The following is a 17826-nucleotide window of genomic DNA, read 5'->3' on the forward strand; positions in this document are numbered from 1 at the left end:
CGAAATTTTTGAATGGGTTAGGGAAGAAAATGCTGGTAGTTTTACTCCAGACAAGCCACTCTTAAAATTCTAAGTGACGATCAATATAGATCATCTAATTTTTTTGTAAATTATTGCTACAAATGTCTGAAAAAATGTGACCTTTAACATTAACAAAAATTCCTTGACAATATCTTACAAATATGATAGGGGAGCCGCCTTCTGGTAACTAAGGCTAATAGTTTACCGCTATCTAAACGAAAAAAAAGGAGTGAAAATAATCACTCCCACTGATAATCAAAAGAAAAACAGGCTTAAATCTAGAGCGCGTTCGCCCCCGCTACTACTTCTAACAATTCTTGCGTAATAGCGGCTTGACGCGCTTTGTTGTAAGTCCGGCTCAAAGTCCCGATTAACTCGCTGGCGTTCTCGCTGGCGTTACTCATCGCCGTCATCCGGGCTGCTAATTCACTCGCTGCCGATTCCTGGAGGGCGCGCAGTAATTGGTTATTTAAGTACAAAGGTAGGAGAGAATCGAGAATTTGAACGGGATTCTGCTCAAAAATCATGTCTTGGGGAAAAACCTGCGCCGGTTGGCTGGCCATTTTTTCCCGTTGTACCTTAAATTTTCCCTCTTTAGTCACCAAACGGAAAATCTCGTCATCCTGTACCGCTAAACCTTGGGTAGTTAAAGGTAACAGGGTTTGAATCACCGGAGTGGCACTGATCAGGGAGATAAAACGAGTATAAATTAACTCGACTCGATCGACTGTTTCCGATAAAAACAAGGAAAGCAATTCATCCCCAATAGTGCCAGCTTCGTCAGCAGTGGGAATCTGTTCGAGGTTAATAAATTTAGCGGCAATGGGAGCATTGCGGCGCTCGAAATACTGTGCCGCTTTCCGGCCAGCAACCACTAATTGATACTTAATCCCTTGCTCTTTTAATTCATTCATCCGTTGTTCGGCACGACGGATGACGTTAGTATTATAACCGCCACAAAGACCTCGATCGCCTGTGACTACTAACAGAGCCACGGTTTTTACTTCCCGTTGGGCCAGTAGGGGTAAATTAACATCACTAAAGGCTAAACGACCTTGCAGATTATAAAGTACCTGAGCGAGGGCATCGGCAAAAGGACGGGTACAGAGAACTTGTTCTTGGGCGCGACGCACTTTTGCTGCCGCCACCAGACGCATGGCCTCGGTAATTTTTTTGGTATTTTTGACCGATTGAATTTGGTCGCGAATCGCTTTGAGATTAGGCATAATTCAGTTATCAGTTATCAGTTATCAGTTATCAGTCATCAGTTATCAGTTATCAGATTGGAGTTTTAAGTGAGCAGTATGTGTTAAGTGAGCAGTACTAAATAGCAGTTTCTGGCCATCTTTTCACTGTTTACTGATCACTGTTTACTGATCACTGATAACTGAAAAGGCTGACAGCTTAAAGCTCACAGAAGTTTACTTGAAAGCCTGTTTGTACTCATTGATGCCATCTTTGAGCAGGCCTTCCGCTTCGTCGTTGAGTTGTTTTTCAGTGCTGACGATCTCAACGTAGCGAGGTTTGCTGGTTTTCAGGTATTCGCGTAAACCGGCGCAGAAATCGATAACTTTATCGGTGGCGATATCGTCGAGATAACCGTTTAAACCGGCATAAACCACCGCCACCTGTTCCCAAACGGAGAGGGGGAAGTTTTGGGGTTGTTTGAGGATTTGACGCAGACGTTGACCGCGAGCCAGTTGTGCTTGGGTTGCCGCATCAAGGTCAGAAGCGAATTGAGCAAAAGCTTCTAATTCGTCAAACTGGGCTAATTCGAGTTTTAATTTACCGGCAACTTTCTTCATCGCTTTCGTTTGGGCCGCCGAACCCACCCGGGATACGGAAATACCAGCGTTAATAGCGGGACGGAAACCAGCGTTAAAGAGGTCGGTGGAGAGGAATATCTGACCGTCAGTGATCGAAATTACGTTGGTGGGAATGTAGGCAGAAACGTCACCGGCTTGGGTTTCGATAATCGGCAGGGCGGTCATGCTACCACCACCGAGGGCATCGCTGAGTTTAGCGGCGCGCTCTAGTAAACGGGAGTGGAGATAGAAAACGTCGCCGGGGTAAGCTTCCCGACCGGGAGGACGACGCATGAGCAGGGATAGCTGACGATAAGCTTGAGCCTGTTTGGTGAGGTCATCGTAGATAACTAGGGTCGCTTTGCCTTTATACATGAAGTATTCGGCGATCGAAGCTCCGGTATAGGGGGCGATATACTGGAGGGTGGCGGGGTCGTTAGCGTTAGCGGCCACCACTACGGTGTAATCCATGGCGCCTCTTTGGGTGAGGGTGTCGATTACTTGGGCGACGGTGGAGGCTTTTTGACCGATGGCGACATAGACACAGATCACGTCTTCGCTTTTCTGGTTAATGATCGTGTCAATGGCGATCGCTGTTTTACCGGTTTTTCTGTCACCGATAATTAACTCCCGTTGACCACGACCGACGGGAATCATGGCATCGATAGCGGTAATGCCGGTTTGCATCGGTTCACAGACGGATTTGCGAGCGACAATACCGGGGGCGGGGGATTCCACCAGACGGGTTTCGCTGGCGAGGATGTCCCCTTTCCCGTCGATGGGACGACCGAGAGCATCAACCACGCGGCCGACTAAGGCTTCACCCACGGGAACCTGAGCGATTTTACCGGTAGCTTTCACCGTACCGCCTTCTTTAATCCCGAAACCGTCACCCATTAACACTGCACCGACGTTATCTTCTTCGAGGTTAAGGGCGATGCCGACGGTTCCATCTTCAAATTCTAATAGTTCTCCCGACATGGCTTGTTGTAGGCCGTAGATGCGGGCAGTACCGTCACCCACTTGCAGGACGGTTCCCACGTTGGAGACCTGTACTTCTTGGTTATAGGATTCGATCTGTTGACGAATAATCGTGCTAATTTCGTCGGGTCTGATAGCTACCATAGTTTAATCTGGGAAAAAGTAAAAAATTAGAAGGTGAAAAAACAGCAAAAAAGAGAGATTAGATGACCTTAGCGCAGGGAGAGGCTGAGGCGTTGTAGTTGACCGCGAATGCTGGCATCAAAGACCTGAGAACCGACTTTGATCACCACACCACCGATGAGGCTGCCATCAACTTTGGTTTTCAGTTCGACCACATTTGCCCCAGTCAGGGTTTTCACTTTGTCGATGACGATTTGTTTTTGGCTATCGTTCAATTCGGTGGCCGAGGAAACTTCCGCTAAAACGGTGTTAGTCAGCACTCTAGCCAGGGTGAGATATTGTTGACAAACGGGTTCTAAAAATTGAATCCGACGTTTATCGACCAATAACATCATGAAGTTAGTTAAATAGGGATTGGCACTGCTCCCCATTACTTGGGAAAGAACGGCTTTTTTAGCTTCTTCTTTGATGACGGGATTGCCAATAAAAGCTCTTAGATCGGGAGCATTTTCCAACAATTCTAAGAGGGATTTAATTTCGCCGCCAATCGCTTCTAATTGTCCGCTGCTTTGGGCGACGGAAAGTAATGCTTGGGCGTAGGGTTCGGCTATTTCTGAACTGATTAAACTTCCCTGCATCTATTTACCTCCTAGGTTGGCCAAACTGCGATCAATTAGGGTTTGTTGTACCGATTCTTCCAGGCCAGTGCTTAATTGGGATTCCACATTAGCTAAGGCTAAAGCGGTAATTCTTTGGCGTAATTCTACTAAAACGCGATCCTGTTCCGCCGAGAGATCTTTAGCGGCACTTTCGCGCATTCTTTGAATATCGAGTTCGGCTTGGGCGGCGATGTCGGCGGTGACAGTTTTAGCTCTAGATCGAGCATTATTGATAATTTTTTCCGCTTCTTGTTTTGCTAGGGCGAGTTTTTTCTGTTCTTCGGCGAGGGCGTTAGCGGCAATATTTTTCCGGTCTTCAGCTTCGGCTAAAGCTTCAGCAATCTTCGACTGACGTTCTCCGAGGATTTGTCCGAGAACTTTGCGGCCGTAGAAGATGACTAAACCGAGCAGAATCGAGAGGTTAAATAGGTTAGTTCCTAGGATATCGGTGTTGATGCCGAATCCTTCTGCTGCCGCTTCCTTCGCCTCCGTGGCTAATAATAAAACTGTGTCGATGATCATGGTTATTGAGGGCGGGGAGTAGGTTATTCAGTTATCAGTTATCAGAGGTAAGTTATCAGTCTTCTAACTTCTGACGACTGAGTTCTATCTTTTTACTGATCACTGTTATTAACCAAGGGCTGGGGTTTAGCGAACGAGTTCGGGGCCTAGTAGTTTTTCGAGAATTTGACGGGAAAGAGAGGCCACTTGTCCTTCTAGAGAACGAAAGGCTTCTTCTTTCTGTTGGGCAATTTCGGCGGCGACGGCTTCCTTACGGGCAATCGCTTCTTTTTGGGCTGCGGCAACTCGTTCGCTGGCTAGTTTTTGGGCCTCGGCTTGCGCTTGGGCGATAATCTCTTGGGATTGTTTACGAGCCGAACTTAATTGCAATTCGTACTCTTGTACCAGCGCTTCGGTTTTGGCTAGTTGTTCTTTGGCTCCGCCTTCCGTTTGCCGAATATACTCCGCCCGTTCATCTAAAACTTTACTGAGGGGTTTATAAAAAACGGCGTTCAGGATCACTGCCAAAAGAATAAACTGTAGTGCCATCACTGGCAGGGTGGCATCGAAATCAAACATTGATTTATTCCTGATAAATAGAAGCTATAGACAGGTTCAAAAAAGGAATATGATCCCCCTGCTTTAACAATAAACAGTCAGGGGGAATCACTAAAATTCCCTTAATTAGCTATCAGCCTTCTGTCCCAAAAACTAGGTTTTTTAGTTGGCTGCTTCGGCGTTTTTTGAGAGTTTTGAAAACTCTGCTGCCAAGCTGGGGACTGGGGGCTGATAGCCCACTGCTTTTTTAATTAGGCGAAGGGGTTAGCGAACAGTAAAACGAGAGCGATAACCAAACCGTAGATGGTTAAGGATTCCATGAATGCCAAGCTGAGGAGAAGGGTACCACGAATTCTTCCTTCAGCTTCGGGTTGACGGGCGATACCGGAAACAGCTTCTCCAGAAGCGGTACCTTGACCAACACCGGGGCCGATAGCGGCTAAACCAACGGCGAGGGCGGCGGCGATAACGGAAGCGGCAGCTACTGTGGGGTTCATGGTGATTTTTTCCTCTATTTACTAATCAATTTCAATCTGTTGTTTACAGAGCGCGTTCTCAGCCTCAAAAAATGGCTGGTTTTCTGATCAAAACTCCCGAAAGAGTTTTTGGGAAAGAACGATCCTGGAATTCAGTTGCTCATCCTGAATTCGACCAATAATTTCTTAGTTATTATCCTATTATTTGGACACTTTTCCCTAAGAAATTTTTCTGTTTTCGTCCCTCGCTTTTAAGCGTGTTCTTCTTCGTGTTCCGATTCCAGGGCCTCATGGATATAGGCCCCCGCAAGGGTGGCGAAGACAAGGGCCTGGATAGCGCTGGTAAATAAACCGAGAGCCATCAGGGGGAGGGGTACGACTAGGGGGACAAGGAAGACTAATACGGCTACTACCAACTCGTCCGCGAGGATGTTTCCGAAAAGACGGAAGCTGAGGGAGAGGGGTTTGGTAAAGTCTTCTAAAATTTTGATCGGTAATAGCACGGGAATCGGCTCTAGGTAGTGAGCGAAGTAACCGAGTCCTTTTTTACTGATGCCTGCGTAGAAGTAGGCGAGAGAAGTCAGTAGGGCTAACGCCACCGTGGTATTGATGTCGTTAGTGGGGGCGGCTAATTCTCCTTCGGGCAGTTCGATTAACTTCCAAGGAATCAAAGCCCCTAACCAGTTAGAAACGAAAATAAATAAAAATAGGGTGCCGATGAAGGGCAACCAGGGTCGATATTCCTTTTCTCCTAGCTGGTTTTTGGCTAAATCGCGCAGAAATTCCAGAACGTACTCCATGAGGTTTTGAATACCGCTAGGGACTTTCTGGATTTTGCGGGTAGCGGCGATCGAGGCGATGATTAAGATAGCGAAGACGATCCAGGAGACCGCGATCACTTGCCCGTGAATTTTTAGTCCGCCGATGTGCCAGTACCAGTGTTGTCCCACTTCCAGGGAAGCGAGGCTATAAAAATTAAGCACACTTAAACTGTCTAACATTTCTACCTTAGAGAGATTCGGGTTCGCAAATCAGGGTTATTTTTAACGGTCAAAGGGTTTAGGAATCGGCTTTCTGCTCCAGCTTGAAGATGGTTTGCAGGGTATAGACGATGATCGCGCCTTTATAGGTCAAAAAACCCAAAAAAACTGGCACTATGTGCAGTTCTTGCCAACGACTGGCGATGATGATTAATCCAGCGAATAGGGCTAATCCTTTTTTGCCTACCCGATTTTTCGTTACCCCCAATTTTTCCACTTCCCCGGCCAGGAGTTTTAGGTAAACAACTCCCACCATTGCCCCTAATAGGTAATTAAGGGCAGTATTGAGGGAATAAAACAGCCACACGGGTATAAAGATCAGACCGCTTAAGATCAGGGTGGTGATCAATAAGGTGTTTTGTAGTTGATAGTATTCCCGCATCGGATCTGACGGCGGGTTGGTTTCTGGGGTTGGGGGAGATGCGATCGATGGGTCAGACAAGGTACACCTAAATCAGCGATAGACTAATCTCAATATCTGGATTGCTTTCCGAGCTATGACGCTCAGGTGAGCCACAAGACATATTATCACGGCAGTGGCAACAATTATTAAGCAATTGTAAATTGTCATGATTCCGTCGGTCGTCGGTCGTCGGTCGTCGGTCGTTAGGAGTCAGGAGACAGGAGATTACTTTTTTTGATTATCCCCACTTCCCCATTTCCCCATTTCCCCATTTCGCCAGAATTAGTCTCAATCAGGTCTTTTTAAGAGTTTTGCGCCACAGTTTTTACAAAAATTGGCATCTATATCGTGACGGGGTAAACCACAATCTGGACAAGGATAATCAATTTGAGTGCCAGATTTTAATATTTGTTTAGTCAGAGTGCTAATTTGCAAGGGAATTAACAAAACTCCCGTTAAAATCATTAAAACTGTCACCATTTTGCCCCCATCAGAAAGGGGAGTCACATCCCCAAATCCCACGGTAGTCATAGTCACGACAGCAAAGTAAAAAGCATCAAAAAATGTCCGATAAACTTGGGGATTAATTGGGTGTTCGATCTGATAAATTAAACCAGCATAAACAAAAATAATCGAAAATAGAGTTAGTAATATGCGAATAAATACTATCTGATCGGAAGTTTTAATTTGAAAAATAGAAAGATCGGAACCAAAAAAACGAATCACTCGCAAAATTCTAAACCAGCGAAAAATTCTAAAAAACCTAATATCAAAAAAACCAAAAAATAGAGGCAGGATTGATAATAAATCTAGGATGGAAAAAATATTAAAAACAAAGCCTAGTTTTGATTCCGCACACCAAAACCGAATTAAATACTCTAGGGAAAATAAGCTTAAAATTCCCCCATCAAGCTGACGTAACCACATTTGCCAAGTGGCGGATAAGGGATAGGTTTGAGCCACATAAATCCCCAACGAGAGTAAAATTAATGCTAAGATAAGCAGATTTACCGTCAGTCCGATCGCCGTGGTGACATCCTCTAAATAAAAAGCTATCTTGGCACGAAAAGAGAGCATAAATTCAGCTATCAGCCATTTAGGAGTCAGGAGATTTTTCAGTAAACAGTAACCAGTAATCAGTGAACTGAAAAATTATATCTGATAACTAATAACTAATAACTGATAACTGATAACTGATAACTGATAACTGATAACTGATAACTGATAACTGATTAAGGTAATTCCACCGAAGTTGGTTTAGCAATATGAGGCAAACCCCAACCCAATTTTTCCCGGAGGATGCGGAAGAATTCCGTCGATTGCAGACGAATAAAATGAGCTTGGTGGGGCGATTTCTGCACATTAATTCGATCTTCTGGCAAGATATAAGAACCGCCATTACCGTCCACCACCATCACCATCCTGTTAGCAGTTGCTGGGAAAATATTCACCGTTTCCTTGTCAGAAAATACCAAGGATCTGGAAGCTAAAGAATGGGGACAAATGGGAGCTAATTGTAATACCGGCACATCGGGAGTTATTACCGGGCCGCCGGCGCTGAGAGCATAGGCAGTAGAACCGGTGGGAGTGGAGAGAATCACCCCATCGGCAGCGATATCGACGGGTGCGTGTTCACCAATTTGAATCTCAAAATGACACATACTGGTGAGGGGTTCCCGGTGGACGACCACCTCATTGAGAGAAAGTGCCTCCCAGAGGAGGGTATCTTCGCGAAATAGTCGCACCGTGATCATCGAGCGATTTTCGATGGTGTATTTCCCCTCTAAAACCAGTTCTAAGGCAGGTTCAAGCTGATTTAGGTAAATTTCGGTCAAAAAGCCCATGTGTCCCGTATTGACCGTTAACAGGGGCAAATTGAGGGTGGCCAACTGCCGGGCCGCCGATAGGACTGTACCATCGCCCCCCAACACGATCGCAAAACTTAAATCTTGCTCGAAGTGGGGGGGGACTAACTGATCGATCGGGGTAAAACAAACCGGACGAGAGGGTTTAGAATGGCCTAGCAGGCCACCGCTGCCGGTAGCCATAAACACCTGCCAACCTAGGGAAAGTAGCTGATCTTGTATCTGATGGGCTGTTTTACAAGCGATAGGCTTAATATCGTTGTAAATAATGCCGATTTTGGGCATTGACAAATTTTCCTACTGCTGAATCACGCTTTCTTTTTGAAAGGAGTTTTCTTCTTCTTCTGAGCTTTTTGTTTCTCGAAGTCGATTTCCTTGAGCTTCTTGAGAATGCGGCTAAAGTATTCTTGTAAATAGGATTCTAAAGTAGTTGTTTGACTCGGATCAAGGCCAAATACTTGATAAACTTCTTTCATTGGAGCATCAAGAGCTTGACCACTAGCGAGAACTTCCGCAAAAGCTAGTCGGTCGGATATATTATAGGTCCATTGGAAACAACGGCTTATTCCCCGCATAAAACGCAGTAATCCCATGGGTAAACGCCAAATTTTCCCCTCTTTACCCGATAAGCGTTCGCAAACTTCGATAATTTCTTCAGCTTTCCAAGCTTTGCTGCCCACCACGGGATAGGATTGACCGACGGTTTCGGGGACTTCTAGGGCGCGAACGGCGAATTTAGCGATATCTTGGGTGTCCATGTAGGCGATCGCCGTACTTTCCCCCGTGATCCAGACCGTTTGATTATCTAACATCGGGATGGCGTATTGACCGATTAAACCCTGCATAAAGCCACAGGGACGCAGAATTGTATATTTTAAACCCGATTCTGCTAGAAATTTCTCGGTACAGCGTTTTATCTCCATTAAAGGCACGTTGGGATATTTTTCGGCATTGAGAATCGAGAAGAAAATAAAGCGATCAACTCCCGCAGTTTTGGCCGCTTGAATCAGATTAACTTTACCATCCCAATCCACCTGTTTAATGCTGGCCGAGTCCGTCGCCCGGGCAGTAGCGGCATCGATCACCGCGTCCATTCCCTCTAAAGCGGTAATAATGGTGCTTTTATCCCGCAGGGTTCCCCCGACTAATTCCGCGCCCCATTCCTTCAAAAAAGCCCCTTTTCTCTGACTGCGTACCAAACAACGCACTTGATGTCCCTGATCGATGGCATGACGCACGATCTGTCGCCCTAGGGTTCCCGTCGCACCGACAACTAATACTTTCATCTATAATTAATTTTTTGTTACATTTGTTAACACTTCTCTAAGATACTATCAAAAAAGTGGATCATTAGGGATAGAAAAATTCTAAGATTCCCCGATCCCCGTCCAGTTCTACCATTGTTCCCACCGGTAAAGCGGCATTATCGCCATCATGACCGAAGGGTAACTCAGCAATAACCGCAATGCCTAAATCGCCCAAACGCTCTTTTAAGACTTCCTCTACGGTTTGACTATCACTGCCGGGAGCTGCCAGACAACGGCTAAAACGACCGAGGGCAATGCCTTTAATTTGGGAGAAAATGCCCAGCATTCGCCACTGAGTTAACATTCGATCGATCCGGTAGGGGGCCTCGGTTACGTCCTCTAGGGCTAAAATTACCCCCTCTAGGGTGGGTTGAACCGAGGTTCCGAGGAGGTGGGTGGCTACGGTTAAATTAGCTGGTAATAAGCGTCCCCGCACTTTGCCCCCACCCCAACCTTGACCGATAAGAGGGGCTAAAGGACGACCTTCTAGGAGAGAAAAGAGGCGATCAATTGATTGGGGACTTTCTTGGGCTAAGGTGGTTAAAACTGGACCGTGAACGCTACAGATGCCCTGTTTCGCTAAACTCCATAAAATCCCCGTCACGTCGGAAAAACCGATTAACCATTTCGGGTTAGTTTTTGCCCATGTCCAATTTTCTAAGAGGCGAGCGCTACCGTAACCCCCCCTAGCGCAGAGAATTGCTTGACAATCGGGATCTTGCCATGCCTGGGCTAAAGCTTGACGACGTTGCTCGTCGCTACCGGCGAGATAACCGAGACGATTGCCCCAATTCTCGCTAAATTCCACTTGATAACCCCTCGATCGCCAGATTTCTACGCTTTTTTCGAGGGCGGCTAATTCCTTGACGGCACCACTGGTGGCCACCAGAGAAACTTTAGCACCGGGTTGCAGAAACGATGGGATGATCATAGGTTAATTCTCTTTTGTTGGCGGATTAAGCGGAAATTACAGGTAATTTTGTGACAGCATGAAAACTGACAGCATATTCTATCGAATGTTTCTCGATTTTCCCGATTCGTTCTTTGAATTAATCGAACGACCCGATGCTATCGTTAGCAATTATCGATTTACTTCCCAAGAAGTTAAACAACTAGCTTTTCGATTGGATGGTTTATTTTTGCCGCTCGATAATCTGGAAAATTTGCCCTTTTATCTGGTAGAAGTGCAGTTTCAAAAGGATGAAGACCTATATTATCGATTATTTTCGGAACTTTTCTTGTATCTTAGACAGTATAAACCTTTGTCACCCTGGCAGATAGTTGTTATTTATCCTAGTCGAGAAATTGAGCGAGAACATCCCCAGCAATTTGCAGATTTGTTATCCTTGGCTAGGATTAAACGAATCTATCTGGATGAATTGCCAAATGACGAGACTCCTTCTTTAGCGATCGCCATGATCAAATTGGTCACGGAAAGTGAGAGTCAAGCTGTCAATTCTGCTAAGATTCTAATTAAACAGGCTCAAAGAGAAGTGAGCGATCGCTTAGTACAGAAAAATGTCATTGATTTAATCGAAACGATAATCATTTATAAATTACCCCAAAAAAGTCGAGAGGAAATTGAAGCTATGTTGGAACTACAAGACCTAAAACAAACTCGTTTCTATCAAGAAGCTTTTGGAGATGGTATTGAACAGGGAATTGAACAGGGAATTGAACGGGGAATAAACTTGCAAAAATTGAAAACAATTCCTCTACTGCAAGACCTCGGTTTAACCCCACAACAAATCTCAGAACGCTTAGACTTGAATCTGGAAACAGTGCTTAACTATTTGGCACAACAGCAACAATAATCAAACCTGTTTCAACAATCTAGAAAAGCAGTAATTGCTAAGTAGAATGGATAGTAGTGAATCAGTGACCTTTAAGCTATCAGGGATAACTCGATGAATAACGACTTATTGACTTTCTTCTTTTGTGTTGCTTTTCTCATTCTCTATCTAGTTTTTTCAGCTTTAACCGAGATGGGAACAAAATGGCCTTGGACAAAAAAATAAGAGAAATACTTAATCGATGTGAGTAAACATAACACAGGCTAAGGGATTCGGTCATTGGAAAAATTCTCGAGATTTGCTATCTAAAAAATTAACTCGATCGCTCTACTGATAAAATATGAAACTAATTGGTGATATTTCCCCGAGTTTGGATTTATTCTTGTTGCTTTTTTTCTGGCATTGTCTCATCGGTGGCATTGCTACAGTCATCGCTATCAATAAAGGCTATCCAAGATTAAATTGGCTAATCTTCGGACTTCTGGGAGGAACCTTTACCTTTTTTATCGCTCTTTTCCTGAAAAAAAATACCAAAATTTAAGGGATAATATGGCTTGATTATCCTTTAATAGTTCCCATCAACACCTCTAAATCTTCTGCGTCTAACTCCTCTGGGATACCATTGCGAATTAATTCCGAAAAATCCTCATTGGGAACCATAAAACATAGTGCATAAAGTCTTCCGTCCCCCACATTTCTAATCTCGTGAATACCCGTGGGACGGACTAATAAACTATCCCCCGGACCGAGGGGAATCGGTTTACCATCACAGATAGCCATTCCCTCCCCTTTGAGGATAAAAAACATTTCTACGGCAAAATGATGACGATGGGTAGGGGTGCAACCGTGGGGATCGAAAATTTCCACACAGACGGTCAAGGAATCCCCCGCTACGGTAGAATCGAAGACGATCGCTAAACGATTCGTATCCCCAGAGCTAATGCGAAAAACTTGATAATCCCGGGGAGATCGAATCACGGGTAGCATACAATGATCGCTGGTTAGTTGGCTATTCATCGCTAATTTCGATCGAACTGTGGATGATTCTAAGACTAGCAAAAATTTTCAACTTCGCTCGATTGCGTCCACCACTTTACTCACATCTACGATCGCAGCCACATCATGAACCCGCAGGATATCGGCTCCCTTAGCGATCGCTATGGCACAGGCCGCCGCCGTTCCGAAAACTCGTTCCTTTGGATCATCTTTGCCTGTAATCTCGCCGATAAAGCGTTTTCTCGACAATCCAATTAAAATAGGTAAATCTAAATCCCGAAATTGCCCTAATTCTCGCAATAACTCAAGATTTTGTCGCCCAGTTTTGGCGAAACCAATCCCCGGATCGATGATAATATTTTCCCTAGCAATGCCCCAGTGTACAGCTTCCTTAACGCGATTCTGTAAAAATTCTTTAATTTCCTTGACTAAATCATCATAATGTGTTAGGAATTGCATCGTTTGCGGATTACCCCGCAGGTGCATGAGGATGATGGGAACAGCCAATTTAGCCACCGTAGGCAATAATAGGCGATCGAAGGTTCCCCCAGAAATATCATTGATCAAATCGGCCCCGGCGGCGATACCTTGGGCTGCTACGATTGCCCTAGTGGTATCGAGAGAGATAGGAATAGAACTTTGTTGTCGAATAGCGGTGATTACGGGGATAACTCGCGATAATTCTGCTTCTAGGCTAATTTCTTCGGCTCCCGGACGGCTGGATTGACCACCGATATCGATTATATCAGCCCCGGCCTCGATCATTTTCATCGCCTGTAGCAGAGCATTTTCAACATTGTCAAATTCTCCCCCATCACTAAAACTATCGGGAGTAACGTTCAAAACACCCATGATATAAGTACGTTTTCCCCAAGCAAAAATATGTTCACGAATTACCGTTAAATTAGACATAATACTAAATCCTGCTGAAAAAGTATATGAATTATGAATTATGAATTATGAAGTGTGAAGAATAAATCAAAATAATCTCCTGATAACTGATAACTGATAACTGATTACTAACGGTGATAGTTAATTTTTAGGTAGAGAAGAATCTTTTAATTCAAAATAAGCTTGTACTTCTTCTTTCCAGAGTTGAAATTTTTCTTGAATTAGTTGATATTGACTGGCAAAATCGAGGGGCAAATCAACGAGATTGGTATCGATATCGGATTGCACTAATTCCCGTTCGATCAGAGTTTCTCGGATAAACTTTAAACATTCTTGTCTCAAAGTTTCCGCTTGATCGATAATTAGCTGGACTTGATTAATTGCTCGATCATATAATGGAGTTTGTGAATGAAAAATTTCGGAAGATGCGGCCAGATTTCGCAGTCTATGTAATTGATTTTTCTTTTCTACTAAACTGGCAATTTTGGGGTTAATTTCAAAAAGCAAGGTTTTCACCAGAGGAGCCAAGCGGCGAGTGTTAGTATAATCGTAGTTATTAAAGTCTGATTTAATCAGGTGTACCTGTTGTAAATCGACGGTAATATCGTGGAATTGTATCTCGGTTTCAGTGATGGTGGGATGAATTGTTTTAACTTTCCAAGTGGTAACAGAAGTCAATTGTTGGCGATCACTATTAACCATTTGCTGCTCCATTTTCAGGACATCAAGGGGAATACTATAAAGTTTTTTATCGGGAATATAGATGACATCACTACCGAGAATGCGATCAATTTTAGGACGACGATATAAATAATGATACAGGAATCGATAAAAGCTTTTACTACCTTGAAATATCTGGGCAAATAACCAAATTTTCCAGCTGAATAACCCGCTAAGAAAGCGTCCGAATAGATGGGAATTCGAGGAGGAGTTATTCATGAAATTCCGTTATCATTTATCAGTAGTGATCGGTAAATAGTAAACAGTAATCAGGGATAAAGATAACTAACTAATTAACTTAAAACTTACATCTGATAACTGATAACTGATAACTGATAACTGATTAAGGACGTTCTCCGGGTAGATTTTTTGACGATGTTGGTTTCGATCTTACCTGTTGACGACCGTTGCGAATAACTTGTAACATTTCCCCTAATTCTCGATCGAGATGTTCTAAAACCGCTTCAGCATAGTCGTCAGCGCCTTTTTGAATTTCATGACATTCAGCTTGGGTTTTTTGTCGTAACTGTTGCACTTCCTGCAAGGTGCTGTGACGCATCTGTTCGATTTCATCGAGGGTTTGTTGTTGCAAGGATTCACACTCCTGCTGAACCCGTTGACGAATTTGGGCCGCTTGCCGTTCTGCTTGTTGAATAATACCAGACTCGTCGAGAATTTGGGCGGCTCTTTGTTGAGCGGAACGAAGCACTTGTTGAGCGTATTCCTCCGCTTTAGTGATAATTTCCTGTTCTTCCTGCAAAATTGCTAAAGCTTTCTGTACTGCTGGTGGCACGGTTTCATAGATAAGATCGATCTGTTCGGAGATCTGTCCCTCATCGATGATTGTCCAACGGGTGAGGGGGATATGGAAACTATCAAAAATCATCTCTTGCAGACGCGCCAAATCCTGATAGATATCGAAATCGACGGGTGGACTGGGAACCCCACTATTAGAAGTGTTAGGTACTGCTTTTCTGGGATCATTAGGTTCTCGGCGCGCCATAGGTTCAGATCGTCCTCATTACTGTATTTTAGTATGTTAACTGTAGTATGAGTAAATATCCCTAGAAACGTTTTCCGGGACTAGATGGGTGACAGAGCCACCGAATTGAGCGATTTCTTTAACCACGCTACTACTTAAAAAACTATATTCTTTAGTGGTGGCCAAAAAAACCGTTTCGATTCCTTCCCAGAGAGTTTTATTGGTGTGTGCCATTTGCAGTTCTTTTTCAAAGTCTGAGAGGACTCGCAACCCCCGCAAAAGTACCTTAGCACCTTTTAATCTGGCATATTCAACCGTTAATCCTGAAAAACTGTCTATCTCAACGTTTTTCAGGTGTTTTGTACAGTAGCTGATCTGTTCTATGCGTTTTTCGACGCTAAATAAGGGGTTTTTATGGGGATTGCAGAGAACTGCCACGATTACTCGCTCGAATAGTGGCACACTGCGTTCGATAATATCTAAATGACCGAGTGTAACTGGATCGAAGCTGCCGGGGTAGATGGCGATCATTTCTCAACCTGCACACCTCGCCAAAAAGCGATATATCCTTTAATATTTTGGGCTTTTGGCTTAGGATCGGGATAATACCAAGCGGCATCTTTATTGTCTTGTCCATTTACCCTGAGAGTATAGTAACTAGCCTCTCCCTTCCAAGAACAAATGGTATGGGTGTTACTGGATTGAAAATATTCAGCTTTGATGGTATCGGGGGGAAAATAGTAGTTTCCCTCGACAATTTCACAGTTATCGCTTTCCGCTACCACTGCACCATTCCAAATCGCCTTTGCCATGACACTAACTCCTAGTTCTGGTTCAAAATTATCTTACAACAGAGTTTGTAAATGTTGAACCAGTTGGTTAACCTGCACCACTCCCTCGATTCGATCGATCGGTTGACCATTTTTAAAGACTACTAAAGTCGGTAAAGCTTGAATACCGTACTTAGTAGCTAAATTAGGATATTTGTCTGTATCAATTTTGACAATTTGTAGGCGATTTTTGAAATACATTCCCGTTTGTTCTAGAATCGGAGCCATCATTTGACAAGGACCACACCAAGTGGCATAGAAATCCACTAACACGGGAAGATTAGTGGTTTGCAACAGTTCCTCAAAACTGGAAAACTCTTTTTTGACTGCCATAAATTGTCACCTCGCCAGAAAAATAGGCTTTTCCCTACTATAGCTTTTCTAGATGTCCCTTGATTTCTCCAGAGTGGTCATCGATCGCCGGGAAAATGCTAAGTTAGGTAAAGACTCGACAGCCAACTTTCCATGAACATCCTAACCAAGCTGCTTTTTCCCGAAACTAAAACTCCAGAGCAAGTAGGTTCGCCGCGAGTACAGAAAAGCCGCCGGGGAATCGAAACCAAATCCGCCGCAGAAATCGTTATTATGCGACAAGCGGGTAAAATTGCCGCTACAGTCCTTAAGGAAATTGCCGAGATCGCTCAACCCGGGATGACGACGGCGGATTTGGATGCCTATGCGGAAAAACGTATCCGCGAAATGGGTGCTACTCCCAGTTTTAAAGGTTATTATGGCTTTCCTGCCTCGATTTGTGCCTCCGTCGATAACGAAGTCGTTCACGGTATCCCTAGCCCGAAAAAACGCCTCAAGGCCGGTTCTGTGTTAAAGGTAGATACGGGGGCCTACTACCAAGGTTATCATGGGGATTCCTGTATCACGATCGCGATCGGTTCCGTCTCTCCAAAAACCGAAAAATTAATCTGCGTGGCGGAAGAAGCTTTATATAAAGGCATAAATCAGGTAAAAGCGGGCAATTATCTGCTCGATATTGCGGGAGCGATCGAAGATCACGTTCAAGCTAACGGTTTCCAAGTGGTAGAAGATTTTACCGGCCATGGAGTCGGCAGAAATCTCCACGAAGAACCCTCGGTGTTTAATTTTCGCACTAATCAGTTACCCAATGTCAAACTCCGCGCCGGGATGACTCTGGCAATTGAACCAATTGTCAACGCGGGATCCAAACATACCAGAACTTTGCGCGATCGTTGGACGGTGGTGACGATGGATAATGCTCTCTCCGCTCAATTTGAGCATACCGTCTTAGTAACCGCCACAGGTTACGAAATCTTAACTGATCGCAATAACCTATAAAATTGTCTATAGATTTTTTGCTCCGGAATCTTAATTGAAAATTTATTTAGTGGCAGGATTTAGTCAAAATGTTTAAAAATATCGTTGTTGCCTTAGATTGTGGGGAATCATCCCATCGAGTCCTTCATGCTTTGAATTCCCTCTCTCTAACGGCAAATTCTTCCATCATCATCACCCATATTCTTGGTAAGAAGGGAGATGAATCGGCAGTGGATCGCCCTCACCCCTCCCGTGAGATCATTGAAGATCAATTGCGCTGCTATCAATCCCAGATTGCTACCCCTAGTGAAATCGAGGTCATCTTTGGCGATCCAGCGGAGGAAATTATTCGTTTAGCTAATATCTATCATGCTGATCTGATCGTGATCGGCAGCCGGGGATTAACGGGAGTTCAACGGGTGATCGAAGATTCTGTTAGTAGTCTCGTGGTGGCAGAAGCTACCTGTTCAGTATTGGTGGTGAAAGCATAGCAGCCAGCATTCAGCTAGAAAAGGTACTCTGGCAAGAGCGCCTAAGTAGGGTTGGCTGAATAAATCTAAAAACCTTGTTAGATAAGGCTTTTAG

Annotated in this window: 23 protein-coding genes; 4 read left to right on the plus strand and 19 right to left on the minus strand. The window is 44.3% G+C overall.

What is annotated here, in order from left to right:
* Positions 1–299 precede the first annotated feature (299 nt).
* From ACOCD9_RS01705 to ACOCD9_RS01760, 12 genes are all read right to left on the minus strand, one after another.
* On the minus strand, positions 300–1247 hold the full coding sequence (locus tag ACOCD9_RS01705) for a F0F1 ATP synthase subunit gamma (protein WP_002763363.1): 948 nt from the start codon (positions 1245–1247) through the stop codon (positions 300–302).
* Between the two features lie 195 nt (positions 1248–1442).
* Positions 1443–2951 carry a F0F1 ATP synthase subunit alpha gene (atpA, locus tag ACOCD9_RS01710; RefSeq protein ID WP_002795849.1) on the minus strand — a complete coding sequence of 503 codons (1509 nt, stop codon included), beginning with the start codon at positions 2949–2951 and terminating at the stop codon, positions 1443–1445.
* Between the two features lie 68 nt (positions 2952–3019).
* Positions 3020–3568, minus strand: a complete 549-nt coding sequence (gene atpH, locus ACOCD9_RS01715) for an ATP synthase F1 subunit delta (protein ID WP_002763366.1) — start codon at positions 3566–3568, stop codon at positions 3020–3022.
* Complete coding sequence (locus ACOCD9_RS01720) at positions 3569–4111, minus strand: F0F1 ATP synthase subunit B (protein ID WP_002750068.1); 543 nt, start codon at positions 4109–4111, stop codon at positions 3569–3571.
* Positions 4112–4237: 126 nt separating this feature from the next.
* The gene (locus ACOCD9_RS01725) at positions 4238–4669 is read right to left on the minus strand and encodes a F0F1 ATP synthase subunit B' (RefSeq protein ID WP_002769600.1); all 432 of its coding nucleotides are present in this window, start codon (positions 4667–4669) and stop codon (positions 4238–4240) included.
* 230 nt (positions 4670–4899) lie between these two features.
* Positions 4900–5145 carry an ATP synthase F0 subunit C gene (atpE, locus tag ACOCD9_RS01730; RefSeq protein ID WP_002740068.1) on the minus strand — a complete coding sequence of 82 codons (246 nt, stop codon included), beginning with the start codon at positions 5143–5145 and terminating at the stop codon, positions 4900–4902.
* Positions 5146–5375: 230 nt separating this feature from the next.
* Positions 5376–6125 carry a F0F1 ATP synthase subunit A gene (gene atpB / locus ACOCD9_RS01735; protein WP_002739857.1) on the minus strand — a complete coding sequence of 250 codons (750 nt, stop codon included), beginning with the start codon at positions 6123–6125 and terminating at the stop codon, positions 5376–5378.
* Between the two features lie 58 nt (positions 6126–6183).
* Positions 6184–6546, minus strand: coding sequence for an ATP synthase subunit I (locus tag ACOCD9_RS01740; protein ID WP_002739749.1), 363 nt, complete (start codon positions 6544–6546; stop codon positions 6184–6186).
* Positions 6547–6855: 309 nt separating this feature from the next.
* The gene (locus ACOCD9_RS01745; protein WP_287700335.1) at positions 6856–7644 is read right to left on the minus strand and encodes an ion transporter; all 789 of its coding nucleotides are present in this window, start codon (positions 7642–7644) and stop codon (positions 6856–6858) included.
* 155 nt (positions 7645–7799) lie between these two features.
* Positions 7800–8717 carry an NAD(+) kinase gene (locus tag ACOCD9_RS01750; RefSeq protein ID WP_008201585.1) on the minus strand — a complete coding sequence of 306 codons (918 nt, stop codon included), beginning with the start codon at positions 8715–8717 and terminating at the stop codon, positions 7800–7802.
* Positions 8718–8740: 23 nt separating this feature from the next.
* Positions 8741–9718 carry an SDR family oxidoreductase gene (locus ACOCD9_RS01755; protein WP_287700336.1) on the minus strand — a complete coding sequence of 326 codons (978 nt, stop codon included), beginning with the start codon at positions 9716–9718 and terminating at the stop codon, positions 8741–8743.
* A gap of 64 nt (positions 9719–9782) precedes the next feature.
* Entirely contained in the window at positions 9783–10670 is an 888-nt protein-coding gene (locus tag ACOCD9_RS01760; protein WP_287700338.1) for a S66 peptidase family protein, read from the minus strand.
* Positions 10671–10728: 58 nt separating this feature from the next.
* Between ACOCD9_RS01760 and ACOCD9_RS01765 the strand changes: the two genes are divergently transcribed.
* Both ACOCD9_RS01765 and ACOCD9_RS01770 read left to right on the plus strand, forming a co-directional pair.
* Positions 10729–11553, plus strand: coding sequence for an Rpn family recombination-promoting nuclease/putative transposase (locus tag ACOCD9_RS01765; RefSeq protein ID WP_287967359.1), 825 nt, complete (start codon positions 10729–10731; stop codon positions 11551–11553).
* A 319-nt stretch (positions 11554–11872) separates the two neighbouring features.
* Positions 11873–12073 (plus strand): hypothetical protein, encoded by a 201-nt coding sequence (locus ACOCD9_RS01770; protein ID WP_104397593.1) that lies wholly within the window; start codon positions 11873–11875, stop codon positions 12071–12073.
* 17 nt (positions 12074–12090) lie between these two features.
* On the opposite strand, the gene ACOCD9_RS01775 is transcribed toward ACOCD9_RS01770, so the two are convergent.
* From ACOCD9_RS01775 to trxA, 7 genes are all read right to left on the minus strand, one after another.
* On the minus strand, positions 12091–12549 hold the full coding sequence (locus ACOCD9_RS01775; protein WP_419546219.1) for a cupin domain-containing protein: 459 nt from the start codon (positions 12547–12549) through the stop codon (positions 12091–12093).
* Positions 12550–12597: 48 nt separating this feature from the next.
* Entirely contained in the window at positions 12598–13440 is an 843-nt protein-coding gene (folP, locus tag ACOCD9_RS01780; protein ID WP_419546220.1) for a dihydropteroate synthase, read from the minus strand.
* 120 nt (positions 13441–13560) lie between these two features.
* Positions 13561–14358 (minus strand): hypothetical protein, encoded by a 798-nt coding sequence (locus ACOCD9_RS01785; protein ID WP_287700345.1) that lies wholly within the window; start codon positions 14356–14358, stop codon positions 13561–13563.
* A 124-nt stretch (positions 14359–14482) separates the two neighbouring features.
* On the minus strand, positions 14483–15142 hold the full coding sequence (locus ACOCD9_RS01790) for a hypothetical protein (protein WP_002758055.1): 660 nt from the start codon (positions 15140–15142) through the stop codon (positions 14483–14485).
* 36 nt (positions 15143–15178) lie between these two features.
* Positions 15179–15652, minus strand: coding sequence for a pantetheine-phosphate adenylyltransferase (coaD, locus tag ACOCD9_RS01795; protein WP_002779868.1), 474 nt, complete (start codon positions 15650–15652; stop codon positions 15179–15181).
* Positions 15649–15933 carry a DUF427 domain-containing protein gene (locus ACOCD9_RS01800; RefSeq protein WP_004163118.1) on the minus strand — a complete coding sequence of 95 codons (285 nt, stop codon included), beginning with the start codon at positions 15931–15933 and terminating at the stop codon, positions 15649–15651. Before ACOCD9_RS01800 ends, coaD begins: the two co-directional genes overlap by 4 nt.
* A 33-nt stretch (positions 15934–15966) precedes the next feature.
* Positions 15967–16284 carry a thioredoxin gene (gene trxA, locus ACOCD9_RS01805; protein ID WP_002739627.1) on the minus strand — a complete coding sequence of 106 codons (318 nt, stop codon included), beginning with the start codon at positions 16282–16284 and terminating at the stop codon, positions 15967–15969.
* 132 nt (positions 16285–16416) lie between these two features.
* Between trxA and map the strand changes: the two genes are divergently transcribed.
* Both map and ACOCD9_RS01815 read left to right on the plus strand, forming a co-directional pair.
* Positions 16417–17262, plus strand: coding sequence for a type I methionyl aminopeptidase (map, locus tag ACOCD9_RS01810; RefSeq protein ID WP_419546221.1), 846 nt, complete (start codon positions 16417–16419; stop codon positions 17260–17262).
* A 68-nt stretch (positions 17263–17330) separates the two neighbouring features.
* On the plus strand, positions 17331–17732 hold the full coding sequence (locus ACOCD9_RS01815; protein WP_287700347.1) for a universal stress protein: 402 nt from the start codon (positions 17331–17333) through the stop codon (positions 17730–17732).
* The last annotated feature ends 94 nt before the right edge of the window (positions 17733–17826 follow it).

The organism is Microcystis sp., from assembly GCF_048564745.1.
Lineage (GTDB): Bacteria > Cyanobacteriota > Cyanobacteriia > Cyanobacteriales > Microcystaceae > Microcystis > Microcystis ichthyoblabe_A.

Bases quoted from the DNA above. Each gene is read 5' to 3' on its own strand.
- ACOCD9_RS01760 (WP_287700338.1), bottom strand. From the start codon at position 10,670: ATGATCATCCCATCGTTTCTGCAACCCGGTGCTAAAGTTTCTCTGGTG.
- ACOCD9_RS01720 (WP_002750068.1), bottom strand. From the start codon at position 4,111: ATGATCATCGACACAGTTTTATTATTAGCCACGGAGGCGAAGGAAGCG.
- trxA (WP_002739627.1), bottom strand. From the start codon at position 16,284: ATGGCAGTCAAAAAAGAGTTTTCCAGTTTTGAGGAACTGTTGCAAACC.
- atpA (WP_002795849.1), bottom strand. From the start codon at position 2,951: ATGGTAGCTATCAGACCCGACGAAATTAGCACGATTATTCGTCAACAG.
- ACOCD9_RS01725 (WP_002769600.1), bottom strand. From the start codon at position 4,669: ATGTTTGATTTCGATGCCACCCTGCCAGTGATGGCACTACAGTTTATT.
- ACOCD9_RS01705 (WP_002763363.1), bottom strand. From the start codon at position 1,247: ATGCCTAATCTCAAAGCGATTCGCGACCAAATTCAATCGGTCAAAAAT.
- ACOCD9_RS01800 (WP_004163118.1), bottom strand. From the start codon at position 15,933: ATGGCAAAGGCGATTTGGAATGGTGCAGTGGTAGCGGAAAGCGATAAC.
- ACOCD9_RS01745 (WP_287700335.1), bottom strand. From the start codon at position 7,644: ATGCTCTCTTTTCGTGCCAAGATAGCTTTTTATTTAGAGGATGTCACC.
- ACOCD9_RS01790 (WP_002758055.1), bottom strand. From the start codon at position 15,142: ATGGCGCGCCGAGAACCTAATGATCCCAGAAAAGCAGTACCTAACACT.
- ACOCD9_RS01770 (WP_104397593.1), top strand. From the start codon at position 11,873: ATGAAACTAATTGGTGATATTTCCCCGAGTTTGGATTTATTCTTGTTG.
- atpE (WP_002740068.1), bottom strand. From the start codon at position 5,145: ATGAACCCCACAGTAGCTGCCGCTTCCGTTATCGCCGCCGCCCTCGCC.
- ACOCD9_RS01750 (WP_008201585.1), bottom strand. From the start codon at position 8,717: ATGCCCAAAATCGGCATTATTTACAACGATATTAAGCCTATCGCTTGT.
- coaD (WP_002779868.1), bottom strand. From the start codon at position 15,652: ATGATCGCCATCTACCCCGGCAGCTTCGATCCAGTTACACTCGGTCAT.
- map (WP_419546221.1), top strand. From the start codon at position 16,417: ATGAACATCCTAACCAAGCTGCTTTTTCCCGAAACTAAAACTCCAGAG.
- ACOCD9_RS01785 (WP_287700345.1), bottom strand. From the start codon at position 14,358: ATGAATAACTCCTCCTCGAATTCCCATCTATTCGGACGCTTTCTTAGC.
- ACOCD9_RS01765 (WP_287967359.1), top strand. From the start codon at position 10,729: ATGAAAACTGACAGCATATTCTATCGAATGTTTCTCGATTTTCCCGAT.
- ACOCD9_RS01755 (WP_287700336.1), bottom strand. From the start codon at position 9,718: ATGAAAGTATTAGTTGTCGGTGCGACGGGAACCCTAGGGCGACAGATC.
- ACOCD9_RS01740 (WP_002739749.1), bottom strand. From the start codon at position 6,546: ATGCGGGAATACTATCAACTACAAAACACCTTATTGATCACCACCCTG.
- atpB (WP_002739857.1), bottom strand. From the start codon at position 6,125: ATGTTAGACAGTTTAAGTGTGCTTAATTTTTATAGCCTCGCTTCCCTG.
- ACOCD9_RS01815 (WP_287700347.1), top strand. From the start codon at position 17,331: ATGTTTAAAAATATCGTTGTTGCCTTAGATTGTGGGGAATCATCCCAT.
- atpH (WP_002763366.1), bottom strand. From the start codon at position 3,568: ATGCAGGGAAGTTTAATCAGTTCAGAAATAGCCGAACCCTACGCCCAA.
- ACOCD9_RS01775 (WP_419546219.1), bottom strand. From the start codon at position 12,549: ATGAATAGCCAACTAACCAGCGATCATTGTATGCTACCCGTGATTCGA.
- folP (WP_419546220.1), bottom strand. From the start codon at position 13,440: ATGTCTAATTTAACGGTAATTCGTGAACATATTTTTGCTTGGGGAAAA.